Origin of the sequence: Mucilaginibacter sp. (assembly GCF_041663085.1) — a bacterium.
Classification (GTDB): domain Bacteria; phylum Bacteroidota; class Bacteroidia; order Sphingobacteriales; family Sphingobacteriaceae; genus Mucilaginibacter.
This window is the reverse complement of record NZ_JBAZRC010000014.1, coordinates 33,900-47,607: the sequence shown is the minus strand read 5'-3', so window position 1 is coordinate 47,607 and position 13,708 is coordinate 33,900. Positions and strand designations below refer to the sequence as shown.

Genomic DNA, 13,708 nt, shown 5'->3' with positions numbered 1-13,708 from the left:
TAAAGTTATTGAACAACAAGCAAGTTGATACAGGCGAAGATGTAGTGTTAAAATCTGCGCTTATCAAAAGAGGGTCTACGGCAGTTTAAAAAACACCCGGGCAGACGCGTTAAAATAATACTGGCAAGGGTTGACCCATAACGCAGATCGTCTCCAGAAGCATTTATGCATATGAGATATACCCGTTCCGAAATGGAACAAAACGGAACGAAATGGAACATGCCTTAAATTGTTAATCACCTATAAATAAGCAACTTAATTAATATCTGTTAATTGCTTTTAATTAACATTATAAACCCTAAAAGGCCGAATCAGGTCGAATCAAGGTCGAAAAAAAGCTAAAAAAGTTATGCTGTTGGCGTTAATGTTTAGTCTCCATTTTTGCGAAAAGTGAGACAAAACATTAATTTTACAATTGCTTGATTTGCAGCAAATTAATATAAAAATGGCAAAGTTAAACTTTAGATATATGGATGATATAGAAATATCAACTCATTGATTGTCAAAATGTTCCGTTTGTCCCACTTGTCCCATTTTTAAAATGGGACAGTATAAGCTACAAATACTGTTTAACTAAATCTCTAAACGAATTGATTTATTCAAAAATTTGAAATGTTTGCCGCTGAAAAAGCACCTTAAAGTTTAACCGTTTCGGGCAAGTACTTAGCAATTAAATCTTCATAATAGGGTTTCAACTCGGCCACTACGGGTGGCTTAGGGCTTTTAGAATACAGGTCGTACGGGTTAAATTTGTCAACCCATTTAAACATTTCTTTATCATGTGCATTTAACAGGTGGTCATAAGCGTTTTCGCGGTGCTGCGAATAAAATGAATGATACCGGATCATATATAAAGCAGGTTCGGGAAGATGGTCTTTAGTGATATGATACAAATATTCATCATGCCCCCATGACATGTGGATGTTATCTAACCCACACTGGTGCGTGTAAACGCCATATTTGGTATTATAACGCTCATCATCATTATCCGGGTTGGCAGCAAAAAAATCGGGATACACAATTTTGTCCGAAAACTTGCAGCCTACCGGGAAGGTATCGCCTACAACGTTCCATTGTGGTTCGCCAAACAAACATAATACCTTACCCAAATCATGTATAAACCCGGTTAATACAAACCAATCGGGGTGCCCGTCGGCCCTGATGGCTTCGGCTGTTTGCAATAAATGTTGCAGCTGATCCAGGGATGTGTCGGGGTCCGAATCATCAACCAAAGTATTTAAGTAATCCAGGGCATCCCACCAGGGCATTTCCTTTTTATCAAATTTTAAAAAGGTAGCCTTTTTTGCCAATACATTATCATAGGTTTGATATTTATGGTTCAGCCTGTAAAATTCACGCACCGAGTCATTTTCAGGGCTGTCGTAATTTCTGAACTCCTCTTTGCTTTTTGTTGGCCCGGCTTCCGGGTATCTTTTTAAAACATCATCCTCCCATACATCCAAACTACTTAGCGGTGCTGTTTCATTTTCACTTAAACTTTCCATAATCGGTTATTTTTTGATTGAACCTTCGGATAAAAAACACCTGTTTGATGCCTCGATGTTTTATAATTGGTATATAAAGTTCAATAAAATTGATGGTTATGTCGGCAGTGGGGGCTATATATATTTACGTAATCGTTTACGTAAAAGGCATTATTAGGAGGGCTTGTTAAGTGCCTGCCCGGGTATTGTTGGTAACAAAACCATAAGTTTTCGGAAGATTCGAAATACCACCGTGCAATTTACTCACCCGGTATTTGCTGCGCTCGACCGCCCTCTCTTCGCTGCGCGGAAAGAGGGATTTGCTTTTCTTCTCACCCTCTTTGCGAAGCAGAGAGGGTCGACCAGCGTAGCGTAGTCGGGGTGAGTTGATTGGCGAGCGGATCTTCCAAGTACTGTGACACTAACGACAACGAAAAAATGCGTTTAAATAATTTAAACACATTTTTGATTGTTTTTAAGCTATATCTATTATCTCAATATTTCTCAATTGTAATGTTTTGTGCGTGCAGGCAAATTATAATAGTTTTTTCTTGCATAAGTAAAATTTAATGCAATAATTTGCACAAAATTTAAAAGTACCACATACTTTACTAAAATGATTAAACAAAACATAAACAGAATGGATATCAGGACGATCTTCGCCCCGGTTGCCGCTGCTTTAGTTTCTTTTGTTTTATTATTCTCTCCCAGCCGACGACGGGTGTTCATCCCACGGGTTTGAATTAGGTTTTAATCTCCACCCAAATAAAGAAGTTGTTTTTTAAACTTCTTTAAACAATGTCCCTCTAATTATTATGGCTTAAACGCCAATAATTTAACGGTAATTTTTCTATACTAATGACCATACAAGATTTTGACATAACCGTAGCAACTGCACAACATGCAGACTTTGCGGCTATTATATGTGATGAAATGGCAGAGTCGGCCAAAGCACGGGGCACAGGTATTGCCCAGCGTTCGCCGGAGTACGTTGCCAATAAGATGCTGGAAGGCAAAGCTGTGATAGCATTGCATAAAGATGGTACCTGGGCGGGCTTTTGCTATATAGAAACCTGGAGCCATGGCGATTTCGTGGCCAACTCGGGCCTTATTGTAAACCCTATCTATCGTAAAGCAGGACTGGCAAAAGCTATTAAGCATAAAATATTTGAGCTATCGCGCAGCAAATATCCAAAAGCCAAGCTATTTGGCTTAACTACGGGTTTGGCGGTAATGAAGATAAATTCAGAGATCGGCTACGAACCGGTAACCTATTCTGAACTTACCCAGGATGAAGATTTCTGGAAAGGCTGCCGCAGCTGCGTTAATTACGATATATTGATGAGTAAAGACCGCAAGAACTGCATGTGCACCGCCATGCTTTTCGACCCGGAAGTTATTCAGAAACAATACGAAGAGAAAATGAAGAAGATAACGCATAAGGCTACCCTGCTTGAGCGTATTGAGAAAGCCATCAAAAAACGCATGGAGAAATTCGTTGCGTTCAGTTAAAAGAATGAATTGTAGAGTCGCGATACTTCGCGACTTGAATAACATAATAATACAGATGCGAGGTATCGCGTCTCTACGGTAAATACAAACATGGATAAAAAGAAAGTAGTACTGGCATACAGCGGCGGATTAGACACCTCATTTTGCTGTATTTATTTAACACGCGATCTGGGTTACGAGGTTCACTCGGTAATTGTAAATACAGGTGGTTTTAGTGACGAAGAGCTTAAAGGCGTTGAAGAACGCGCTTACCAGATGGGCGTAACATCACACCACGTGGTTGACGAGACCACTAACTTTTATAACACCTGCGTACGCTTTTTGATATACGGTAATGTGTTAAAAAACAACACCTACCCATTATCGGTAAGTGCCGAACGTGTTAGCCAGGCTACCGCCATTGCCAATTACGCCAAAGAAATTGGTGCCGAATTTGTTGCCCATGGCAGCACCGGCGCCGGTAACGACCAGGTGAGGTTTGATATGATCTTCAATATCCTGGTACCCGAAGTACAGATCATCACCCCTATCCGCGATTTGAAATTAAGCCGCGAAGCAGAGATTGAATACCTGAAGAAACACGGCGTTGAAATGAACTTTGAAAAAGCAAAGTACTCTATCAACAAAGGTATCTGGGGAACATCTGTGGGTGGTAAAGAAACCCTTACCTCAAACCTTGGTTTACCCGAAGAAGCATGGCCTACACAGGTAACAGAATCTGAACCAAGAACATTAGAGCTGGTATTTGAGCAAGGCGAACTGGTTGGCATCGATAACGAAAAATACGATCACCCAACCAAAGCGATACAGGCATTGCAAGCTATTGCACAGCCTTACGGCATTGGCCGTGATATCCACGTGGGCGATACCATCATTGGTATAAAAGGCCGTGTAGGTTTTGAAGCTGCCGCACCAATGGTGATCATCAAAGCACACCATACCTTAGAGAAACACGTTTTAACCAAGTGGCAACTTTCATGGAAAGACCAGTTATCGGCTTTCTACGGCAACTGGCTGCACGAAGGGCAATTCCACGACCCTATTATGCGTAATATGGAGGCTTTCCTTACAGATACGCAGAAGAACGTAAGTGGTAAAGTATTTGTTGAGCTGCACCCGTACCGTTTCCAGGTAATTGGTATCGAGTCGGAGCACGACCTGATGAGCAACAAATTTGGCAGCTACGGCGAAATGAACAATTCATGGAGCGGTGAAGATGTTAAAGGTTTCTCAAAAATATTTGGTAACCAGGTAATGATATACCACAAAGTAAACGGACAGGATTAATTATTATGGAGAACCCCATCTTTTCGAGAAGCGAATGCTTAAGCACCTATAAGTGGGGCGATGATTGCTACGGCTGGAACTATGTTGACACCGACGCATTATCAATAAAACAGGAATTAATGCCGCCGGATACTGCCGAGCAATTACATTATCACGAAAAATCTTCGCAGTTCTTCTTTATATTAAAAGGCAGGGCAACATTTACCATCGACGGAGAGATAAGCGTGTTAAAACCAGAGCAAGGGATAGAAATTAAACCGGGTCAAAAGCACTTTATCAGCAACAAAGAGAGCAGCGACCTCGAATTTATCCTGTACTCATCACCATCTACAAAAAATGACAGAATCAACCTCTAAAATAAAAGCAGGCATTGTTGGCGGCGCGGGTTACACCGGCGGCGAAATGCTGCGGATACTGATCAACCACCCTAATGTGGAGATCATATTCGTTCACAGCAAAAGCAATGCGGGTAACCATGTTTATGACGTACACACCGACCTTTTTGGCGATACCGACCTAACCTTTGCAGCGGAATTAGCTTTCAATATTGATGTATTGTTTCTTTGCGTTGGCCACGGCGATGCACGTAAATTTTTAGAGGCTAATGACATCCCTGATCATATCCTTATTATCGATTTAAGCCAGGATTTCAGGTTAAGTCAAAATGCGACCATCGGCAATAAAAGCTTTGTTTATGGTTTACCCGAATTAAACCGCGAAGCAATAAAGTCGGCAGATAATATTGCTAACCCGGGCTGTTTTGCCACTTGTTTGCAACTGGGCTTGTTACCACTTGCAAGTAAAGGTTTGTTAAACAACGATGTGCATGTAACCGCTACCACCGGTTCTACCGGGGCCGGGCAAAGCCTTTCTCCTACTTCGCACTTTACCTGGAGGAACGACAACCTATCTGTTTACAAAGTATTTAACCACCAGCATTTAAACGAGATAGGTCAATCCTTAAGGCAATTGCAGGGCGGTTTTGATAAGGATATCAACTTTGTACCCTATCGTGGCGGTTTTACCCGTGGCATTATTGCTTCTATTTATACCGAAAGTGATTTGAGCGAAGCAGAAGCATTAAAACTGTATCAGGAATATTATGCCGGCCATCCGTTTACGCATGTAACCAGCAAGGATATCGACCTGAAACAAATTGTGAATACCAACAAATGCTTTTTACAGGTTAAAAAACATGGTAATAAAATATTCATTGTCAGCATAATGGATAATTTACTTAAAGGTGCAAGCGGCCAGGCCGTACAAAACATGAACATCATGTTTGGTTTGGACGAACGCGCAGGATTACGACTTAAGGCGACCGGCTTTTAAGTCGTGCTCGCCACCCATGCGTTTATCCATTAAGTATTAAATTATCACTTTATTAAAATGAAATTATTCGACGTATACCCAATCAATCCAATCAATATAGTTAAAGGCGTAGGCAGCCTTGTTTATGACGACAAAGGCACCGAATACCTTGATCTTTATGGCGGGCACGCGGTTATCTCCATTGGCCATACCAACCCGCATTACGTAAAACGTTTAGAAGACCAGCTGCACCAGATAGGTTTTTACTCTAACTCTATCGAGATTCCTTTACAAACACAACTGGCCGAAAAGCTGGGCCATGTTTCTGGTAAAGAAGATTACCAGCTATTCCTTTGCAACTCGGGTGCCGAGGCTAACGAGAACGCGCTGAAACTTGCATCGTTCTATAATGGTAAAAAGAAGATCATCGCGTTTAAAAAAGCATTCCACGGACGTACCTCATTAGCTGTTGCCGCTACCGATAACCCAAAAATTGTTGCCCCGGTTAATGAAACTGATAACGTGGTGTTTTTACCATGGAACGATGAAGCAGCATTAGAGCAGGCTTTTAAAGACCATGAGGTATCATCTGTAATTATTGAAGGCATACAAGGTGTTGGAGGTATCCAGGTTGCCCCTGTTAGTTTCCTGCAAAAGATCCGTTCGCTTTGCGATACGCATAACACCGTTTTTATTGCCGATGCGGTACAATGCGGTTACGGCCGTACCGGTAAATTCTTCTCGCATGATTTTGCGGGCATCAATGCCGATATCTACTCCATGGCTAAAGGCATGGGTAACGGTTTCCCTGTTGGTGGTATCATCATATCGCCTAAAATAGCACCTGCTTATGGTATGCTGGGCACAACATTTGGCGGTAACCATTTGGCTTGCGCCGCAGGTTTAGCCGTACTGGAAGTTATTGAACGTGATAACCTGATGCAAAACGCTGCCGAAGTAGGTGGCTATTTGATTGAAGAGCTTAAGAAATTTGATAAGGTAAAAGAAGTACGTGGCCGTGGCCTGATGATAGGCATCGACCTGCCGGAAGAACTGGCCAACGTGAAGAAAGACCTGTTGTTTAAGCACCATATATTTACAGGCGAAGCCAAACCAAACGTAGTAAGGCTATTACCTGCGCTTAACCTGACCAAAGCTTATGCCGACAGGTTCCTGGAAGCATTCAGCACAACTTTAAATAACTCTTAAATAACAGGTTACAGGATTTAATTATATTTTTACAAGCATAAGGACTAACAAGGCTCATGAAATTATTCTCTTCGGTAAATGATGTTAAGGATGTGCCGGCACTGGTTGCCGAAGCATTACAATTGAAACAAAACCCATACGCGCACCAGCATCTGGGTAAGAATAAAACCCTGAGCCTTGTTTTCCTGAACCCAAGTCTGCGTACCCGCATGAGCACCCAAAAAGCAGGTGCGAATTTGGGCATGAACGTAATTGTGCTGAATATTGATAAAGAAGGATGGGCGCTTGAACTGCGCGATAACGTGATCATGAACGGCACTACTGTGGAGCATATCCGCGAGGCTGCCGGTGTAATGGGCGAATACTCAGACATTATCGGGGTACGTTCTTTCCCGGGTTTAAAGGACCGCGAGGAAGATTACAGCGAAACTATTTTTAACAAGTTTGTGGAGTTTTGCAAAGTGCCCGTGGTTAGTCTGGAATCGGCTACGCGCCATCCACTGCAAAGCCTTGCTGACCTGGTAACTATTGAAGAATTAAAAACCAAAGCCCGCCCCAAAGTAGTATTAACCTGGGCACCGCATATAAAGGCCCTGCCGCAGGCTGTGCCAAACTCTTTTGCCGAATGGATGTGCAAGGCTGATGTAGATTTCACCATCGCCCACCCGGCGGGATACGAGCTTTCTACCGATTTTACCAATGGCGCAACCATCGCCCATAACCAGGATGAGGCAATAAAGGACGCTGATTTCATCTACGTTAAAAACTGGTCGGCTTATGAGCCTTATGGCGCGGTAACCGGCGGTAACGAAGATTGGATGCTAACCAATGCCAAACTGGATGCGGTAGCACCAAAGGCCAAAGTAATGCATTGCTTACCGGTACGCCGCGATTTGGAACTATCATCAGAGATACTGGATGGGCCAAAGTCTGTAGTGATACACGAGGCCGGTAACCGCGTTTGGGCCGCGCAGGCAGTGTTAAAGCAAATGCTGGAAGCGCTGTAAATAGCAGCTTTCTGAGCTATCTTATTTCTTGATTCTAACATCTTGACTCTCAAAAAATGTACACTCCTAAACACTTTCAACTATCCGATCACCAGGAAGCCATCGGCTTTATGCAGAAATATAGCTTCGCTACGATAGTTACAGTATTGAATGGTGTGCCCGAAGCTACGCACCTGCCATTTTTGGTAGAGCAACGCGGTGAAGAGTTGGTATTGGTATCCCATTTTGCTAAAGCAAACCCGCAGGCCGGGGTTGTATTCAATGAAACATCGCTGATGATATTCACCGAGCCGCATGCTTATATATCGCCGTCAAATTACGAAAAAGAGCAAAACGTACCTACCTGGAACTATCTATCGGTACATGCCTACGGCAAAGCCGCTTTAATTGACGATAAAACACAGGTTTCGCAACTGCTTGAAAAGATGATAGGTTTTTACGAGGCCGCCTACCGGGAGCAATGGGACAAGTTACCTGACGATTACAAACACAAAATGATGAATGGTATTACCGCATTTGAAATTGTGGTTACCCATCTGCAGGGCAAAAAGAAACTCAGCCAAAACCGGACTGAAATTGAGCGTGAGAATATCATCACATCATTCAGTTCATCTGCCGATAAAAATGAGCAGGAAATAGCCGCATATATGTCGGCACTGAAAAAGGATAGCTAATGCAGCCGCCTGGCAATGCAGTCGCTCGGCTCCAGCCGAGTGACCAATATTACAAGGCCTCCGGCCGCCTCCCTAATTAAGATTTTATCTTGTATGATGCATTGATCACTCTATTCAATGTTAGTCCCTGCACAATAATGGAGAATATCACGATAAAGTAAGTACCCGCCAGTATAAAATGCCGGTAGGGCGAATCTGGCAATGCCAGCGCCAGGGCTATCGAAATACCGCCCCTTAACCCTGCCCAGGTTAAAATATTGATACTTCCGTAATTTACGTTTAATGATCGCCTTAAAAAAGTTAACGGCAGCATAATGCTTGCCCACCTTGCAGCCAGCAGAATAACAATCCCGATAAAACCGGTTATCCAGTAATTACTGATAAAGGGCACGTTAAACATCTGCAGCCCTATCATCACAAAAAGCATGGTGTTCAGCATTTCATCAATTAGCGTCCAGAAGCTTTCGAGCGCCTGGTGCGAGTGGTCTTTGTTATCTATGTTTATCGACCTGCCACCTGTAAATAAACCGGCGGTTACCACCGCTAATGGGATAGATAAATGCAAAGCCGATGCAGCAAGTGAATTGATCATTACCAATGCTAACGACACCAGAACAATGGTTTGAAAATCGTTAATAGATTTCATGAGCCGGAACGCCAGGAAACCTGTAACTCCGCCCAGTATAATACCGCCAAAAACTTCCTGCGCAAAAAGTATAGCTGTTTTGGCAAAATCGACATTATCATTGCCCGATTGGGTTATCTCTAACAGCGTAATAAACAATACAAGACCTATACCGTCATTAAATAATGATTCGCCGGAGATAATGGTTTCTAAACTCGCGGGTAGCCTGGAGCCCTTAATAATAGCCCCTACCGCCACCGGATCTGTAGGTGATACCAGCGCGCCAAACAACAGGCAATAGATATAAGGTATTTTAATATCTATTAACTGTGCTACATAATAAAGCAAGGTGCCGAATATAGCCGTGGATATAATTACCCCCAGGGTGCTTAATATAAATACCGGTCGCATTTCTTTTTTTAGTTTGCGCGTATCCAGGTTAAAGGCGCTCGCAAAAAGCAGGAAGCCCAGCATAATATTAAGTACCGTAGTAGAAAAGTTGATATTTTTGGCCAGCACAGTAAGGTATTTGGCCACGCTTGGGTTAAGGCGGTCGATAATAAGGGTTACCACCGAGCCGGCGATAGCCAACGTCATAATACCGATAGTACCGGGCAGTTTTATCCAGCGTGCGTTGATGTATGAATAGATTGCGCTAACAATTACCAGAAGCGCGATGATCAAAAACAAGTGCATATACTTTTGTTAACCTACAGCAGTACTATACCACATTGTAGTACCTAACATGATAAAGCAATTATGTGTTTTAACAATCAATGTTTTTTTGACGGGTAAGATATCTTAACCCAAAGAACACAAAAAGAATTAAACACAAAGAGCACAGAGGTTTGGTATCCCTAGGCTCTTTGTAAAAGTATTTGAGTTCTTTGGGGTTAACCGGTCAAACTATATCTTTTCGTAAAATTTGAAGAAGTAATCGGGATTTTTTATGCCGTAATCTTTAACATCGGTACTGATTGCTATCCAATCGTTAACTGTATATTCTTTAGCACCGGTTTTAACTTCATGCACAAAGCGGAAGGTAACATGATCGCCCCATTCAATACTTTTAAAATCGGGCGCATCTGGTTTGATATTGAATTTAATTTTAAAACCATTCACTACCTCGACCACGGCGCTTTTCCATTTACCATCGGGGTATTTTTTAATGTTGGTTACCTGCCCATCAGTAAAACGCACGCGGTTTGCCTCAAATAAAAAGGCTGTTTTAGGTATCGGTGCTGCTTCTGCAGCACGGTATATTTCTTTACCGTTACGTGAAATCACTGCCGGCTCAATTAAAACAGGTATACCTTTGCCCCACATACCTGGCCCAAGCACTTTTATTTCTATTTTTTCGCCTATTTTAAGCACATCTTTTAACTGCTTGGTTTGCCCATAAGCAGTTCCTATAAAGAATTCACTGTTATTATTTAAAACTACAAAGCCTTCCTTAACATACCATTGGGGGCCGGCTGTTTTATATTCGGTTACTTTGTAGGTAAGGGTTTGGCCCATTACCCTATTGGTTTCTGCCATTTTTTGTTTAAACTCATCCGTTTTTTTATACGCTTCATATTCGGCTTTTGCCTTTTCTTCGGCTATACGTTGTTCTGGTGTTTGTTTTACTTTTTGGCGATATTTTATAGTATCTCCCTTTACTTCATATTTCACAGCGCCTGTTGGATTTGTTTTCTCCAACTTCGCGTTTCTATCCAGTAAGAAATTAAAATAGATCTTGTATTGGCTAATATCCTCGTCTCCCCAATGCTGATTAGGATTAACAGAACCAACAGAGGTAGTGCCTACTTTATGTGAACGGATGATCTCTTCTACCTTATCCAGTTCACTTTCAGGGTAGGCTTTACCTTCTATAATAAATACCACCTTATCTGTAGGTTTCAGCTCATTCGAACTCATTCTGCTGCCATTGGGGAACTGTACAATACATTTTTCATATATACGGCCATCATCATACTTCTGCTTAACCCGTGCGAAGAACTGCTTTTTGGGCACTTTACTTTCTTCTACAAGGTTTTCGCGCTCTGTAGCTGTCATGTATACTATTTTGCCTTTTACAGATATATTTATCACCCCGTCTTTAACCTTGTTACCATACTTTTTTAACCAGCGTCCATCAACCGGCGGTGCCCATGTACCGCTACTGCTAATGGTTTTACCCCCTATTTTATAAAGTATATCGTCACCATATTCCTTACCATTTATAAGTACTAACGGGTGTGGGCCTAACTTATCAAGTTCGTAAAAAATACTCACTTTTTTGTATTGGCTGCTTTTTAAATTGGCAAAGGCCAGGCAGCTTATCAACACCACTGGTGCTATAAGCAGGTAGATGATTTTTTTCATATTTGAGGTTGGTTTATTAAACAACATGGCTATGCGGCTTTTAAGCGGCACTTTACTAAAACTATGCATCAGGTAACTTTGGCTGCTTATTGATAGTTTAAAAAGCAATGTGGCATACATGCTTTTATCAGTATCACCGGCGATAATACGGTCAACCTCAAACTCGTGGTTCTCTTCTATAGAGCGGATATAGCAATAGGCAAACGGGTTAAACCAAAGTATTATTTGCACCAGGCGGGCAATAATCCTATCGGCCGAGTGCAGCATTTTTACGTGCAGCATCTCGTGCGCTATAATCTGTTTTACCTCGGCGGGTTCCAGTTCATCATCGTTCACAAAAATCACATTCAGGAACGAACTATTCCCCTGCTTACTATTTCCCTTTAATACTTTTACATTACCTATCTGCATTAATCTTTCGGCCCTGCTCCTGCGGAAAAATACAAGTAGCGTAAATGCTAAATGCAGTACCGAAATAGCTGCCATTGCTATGTAAACCGTTTTAACCGGCGTTGCCCAATCAAAAGATTTAACCACTTGTTGCGGGGCCTGCGTAATTGCTTTTATCGGCTCATCTATTATCTGTATGCGGTTTACATACATAACAGGCTGCATAATAGCAGGTGGCTGCGCGGTATCTACCGGCAAATTTATACTAGGTATAACAAAGCTTAACAACAACGTAGCAAGCAGGTACCAGCGGTTTAGTGTGAAGAATGTTAACCTGCGTAGCAGCAGGAAATAGAACCCGTAAAAGATACCGGTACATGCCGATACCTGCAGCAGATAGATGATTGCCTTCATTTTTTTGAGTTTTTGTCGATCATTTCCTGGATTTTTTTGATATCGTCCTCGCCCAGTTTTTGCTCTTTTACCATAAAAGATAAAAGGTTCTCTACCGAGTTATCAAAATATCCCGTAAACATTTTTTTGAAAGATGCTTTACGGTACTCCGCTTTGGTTATGACGGGGAAGTATTCGTAAGTTTTGCCGTATGCCGTATAATCAACATACCCTTTTTTCTCCAGCAGGCGCACTACTGATGATATAGTATTGTACGGTGGCTTCGGTTCATCGGGCATTGCCTCTATAATATCTTTCACAAAAGCTTTTTTCAGGTTCCATAAAACCTGCATTACCCGCTCTTCTGTTTTTGTTAACTCTTCCATAAACCAAACCTATAACTTATTTTTCAGTTATACAACTATATTTTAAGTTATATAACTTATTTGTCAGTTTTAAATTACAATCGTATGAATATCAATTGATTATTTTTACAACAGAAGTCACAAAGAGAAAAAACAGAGGGTCACAGAGATTCTTTTATGAAATTATCTGTGCCTCTCTGTGAAACCTCTGTGCCCTTTGTGGTTAATTAATAAACTCTTCCTCCCAAAAAATAACTATAATTGCCATCGAACTTATATATAATACAATATGCAAGCCCTGCACATCATAAAAATTGGCGGTAACGTAATTGATAACTCCGAAAACCTGCACCGTTTTCTGAAAGATTTTACCGCGCTGGAGGGTTACAAGATACTGGTACACGGCGGCGGCAAAGTAGCCACTCAGATATCCGAAACCATGGGCATCGAGGCTAAACTGGTGGACGGCCGCCGAATCACCGATATCGACACCCTGCGGATAGTGACCATGGTTTACGCCGGGTTGATCAATAAAAACATTGTGGCGCAGCTACAGCGCTACGGCAATAATGCTATTGGCCTTACCGGTGCCGACGGCGATTTTATCCGTGCTAAAAAACGCCCGGTAAAAACTATCGATTATGGTTTTGCCGGCGACCTGTTTGATGGCTCTATCAATCCCGAAAATATCAGCAAGCTATTGGATGGCGGCTTCACCCCTGTTTTTTGCGCTTTAACGCACGATGGCGAAGGCCAGATGCTGAATACCAATGCCGATACCATAGCCTCGGCACTGGCGGTGGCTTTATCAAAACTGTATGAAACGACGCTGGTATATTGCTTTGAGAAGAAAGGTGTTTTGCAGGATATTAATGATGATGATTCGCTGATAAGAGAGATAAACCCCGCGCGGTACGAGAAACTAAAGCAGGAACAGATCATCCACAGCGGGATGCTGCCGAAATTGGATAATGCCTTCACCGCAATATCATGTGGGGTTAAAGCGGTTATCATCGGGCATTCTGATGATTTGGGCCAATTAAAGAACAAACAGGGTTTTGGTACACGTTTAAGTAAATAACAA

General features: G+C 42.1%; 12 protein-coding genes. 8 read left to right on the top strand and 4 right to left on the bottom strand.

Features of this window, described 5'->3' with window-relative positions; translation table 11 throughout:
- Positions 1 to 635: 635 nt before the first annotated feature.
- Positions 636 to 1,505: an inositol oxygenase family protein gene (locus tag WC615_RS05450; RefSeq protein ID WP_372977119.1), complete on the bottom strand. Its 870-nt coding sequence runs from the start codon at positions 1,503 to 1,505 to the stop codon at positions 636 to 638.
- Between the two features lie 837 nt (positions 1,506 to 2,342).
- Between WC615_RS05450 and WC615_RS05445 the strand changes: the two genes are divergently transcribed.
- The 7 genes from WC615_RS05445 (at position 2,343) to WC615_RS05415 (ending at position 8,484) form a co-directional block, all read left to right on the top strand.
- Positions 2,343 to 2,996, top strand: a complete 654-nt coding sequence (locus WC615_RS05445) for a GNAT family N-acetyltransferase (protein ID WP_372977118.1) — start codon at positions 2,343 to 2,345, stop codon at positions 2,994 to 2,996.
- A gap of 90 nt (positions 2,997 to 3,086) precedes the next feature.
- Positions 3,087 to 4,283 carry an argininosuccinate synthase gene (gene argG / locus WC615_RS05440; protein ID WP_372977117.1) on the top strand — a complete coding sequence of 399 codons (1,197 nt, stop codon included), beginning with the start codon at positions 3,087 to 3,089 and terminating at the stop codon, positions 4,281 to 4,283.
- Positions 4,284 to 4,288: 5 nt separating this feature from the next.
- The gene (locus tag WC615_RS05435) at positions 4,289 to 4,639 is read left to right on the top strand and encodes a cupin domain-containing protein (protein WP_191174657.1); all 351 of its coding nucleotides are present in this window, start codon (positions 4,289 to 4,291) and stop codon (positions 4,637 to 4,639) included.
- On the top strand, positions 4,620 to 5,615 hold the full coding sequence (argC, locus tag WC615_RS05430; protein ID WP_372977116.1) for an N-acetyl-gamma-glutamyl-phosphate reductase: 996 nt from the start codon (positions 4,620 to 4,622) through the stop codon (positions 5,613 to 5,615). Before WC615_RS05435 ends, argC begins: the two co-directional genes overlap by 20 nt.
- A 57-nt stretch (positions 5,616 to 5,672) precedes the next feature.
- The gene (locus tag WC615_RS05425; protein ID WP_372977115.1) at positions 5,673 to 6,803 is read left to right on the top strand and encodes an aspartate aminotransferase family protein; all 1,131 of its coding nucleotides are present in this window, start codon (positions 5,673 to 5,675) and stop codon (positions 6,801 to 6,803) included.
- A gap of 56 nt (positions 6,804 to 6,859) precedes the next feature.
- On the top strand, positions 6,860 to 7,810 hold the full coding sequence (locus tag WC615_RS05420) for an acetylornithine carbamoyltransferase (RefSeq protein ID WP_372977114.1): 951 nt from the start codon (positions 6,860 to 6,862) through the stop codon (positions 7,808 to 7,810).
- A gap of 56 nt (positions 7,811 to 7,866) precedes the next feature.
- Positions 7,867 to 8,484 carry an FMN-binding negative transcriptional regulator gene (locus tag WC615_RS05415; protein ID WP_372977113.1) on the top strand — a complete coding sequence of 206 codons (618 nt, stop codon included), beginning with the start codon at positions 7,867 to 7,869 and terminating at the stop codon, positions 8,482 to 8,484.
- Positions 8,485 to 8,560: 76 nt separating this feature from the next.
- Here the strand turns inward: WC615_RS05415 and WC615_RS05410 are convergent, their stop codons facing one another.
- From WC615_RS05410 to WC615_RS05400, 3 genes are all read right to left on the bottom strand, one after another.
- On the bottom strand, positions 8,561 to 9,805 hold the full coding sequence (locus WC615_RS05410; protein WP_372977112.1) for a cation:proton antiporter: 1,245 nt from the start codon (positions 9,803 to 9,805) through the stop codon (positions 8,561 to 8,563).
- Positions 9,806 to 10,015: 210 nt separating this feature from the next.
- The gene (locus tag WC615_RS05405) at positions 10,016 to 12,280 is read right to left on the bottom strand and encodes a M56 family metallopeptidase (protein ID WP_372977111.1); all 2,265 of its coding nucleotides are present in this window, start codon (positions 12,278 to 12,280) and stop codon (positions 10,016 to 10,018) included.
- On the bottom strand, positions 12,277 to 12,645 hold the full coding sequence (locus WC615_RS05400) for a BlaI/MecI/CopY family transcriptional regulator (RefSeq protein WP_372977110.1): 369 nt from the start codon (positions 12,643 to 12,645) through the stop codon (positions 12,277 to 12,279). Before WC615_RS05400 ends, WC615_RS05405 begins: the two co-directional genes overlap by 4 nt.
- 268 nt (positions 12,646 to 12,913) lie before the next feature.
- On the opposite strand from WC615_RS05400, the gene argB reads away from it, so the two are divergent.
- Positions 12,914 to 13,705, top strand: coding sequence for an acetylglutamate kinase (gene argB / locus WC615_RS05395; RefSeq protein WP_372977109.1), 792 nt, complete (start codon positions 12,914 to 12,916; stop codon positions 13,703 to 13,705).
- The last annotated feature ends 3 nt before the right edge of the window (positions 13,706 to 13,708 follow it).

What these genes read in the sequence shown, in the direction of transcription:
- argB (WP_372977109.1), top strand. Translation starts at nt 12,914, where the DNA reads ATGCAAGCCCTGCACATCATAAAAATTGGCGGTAACGTAATTGATAAC.
- WC615_RS05450 (WP_372977119.1), bottom strand. Translation starts at nt 1,505, where the DNA reads ATGGAAAGTTTAAGTGAAAATGAAACAGCACCGCTAAGTAGTTTGGAT.
- argG (WP_372977117.1), top strand. Translation starts at nt 3,087, where the DNA reads ATGGATAAAAAGAAAGTAGTACTGGCATACAGCGGCGGATTAGACACC.
- argC (WP_372977116.1), top strand. Translation starts at nt 4,620, where the DNA reads ATGACAGAATCAACCTCTAAAATAAAAGCAGGCATTGTTGGCGGCGCG.
- WC615_RS05420 (WP_372977114.1), top strand. Translation starts at nt 6,860, where the DNA reads ATGAAATTATTCTCTTCGGTAAATGATGTTAAGGATGTGCCGGCACTG.
- WC615_RS05410 (WP_372977112.1), bottom strand. Translation starts at nt 9,805, where the DNA reads ATGCACTTGTTTTTGATCATCGCGCTTCTGGTAATTGTTAGCGCAATC.
- WC615_RS05425 (WP_372977115.1), top strand. Translation starts at nt 5,673, where the DNA reads ATGAAATTATTCGACGTATACCCAATCAATCCAATCAATATAGTTAAA.
- WC615_RS05400 (WP_372977110.1), bottom strand. Translation starts at nt 12,645, where the DNA reads ATGGAAGAGTTAACAAAAACAGAAGAGCGGGTAATGCAGGTTTTATGG.
- WC615_RS05435 (WP_191174657.1), top strand. Translation starts at nt 4,289, where the DNA reads ATGGAGAACCCCATCTTTTCGAGAAGCGAATGCTTAAGCACCTATAAG.
- WC615_RS05445 (WP_372977118.1), top strand. Translation starts at nt 2,343, where the DNA reads ATGACCATACAAGATTTTGACATAACCGTAGCAACTGCACAACATGCA.
- WC615_RS05415 (WP_372977113.1), top strand. Translation starts at nt 7,867, where the DNA reads ATGTACACTCCTAAACACTTTCAACTATCCGATCACCAGGAAGCCATC.
- WC615_RS05405 (WP_372977111.1), bottom strand. Translation starts at nt 12,280, where the DNA reads ATGAAGGCAATCATCTATCTGCTGCAGGTATCGGCATGTACCGGTATC.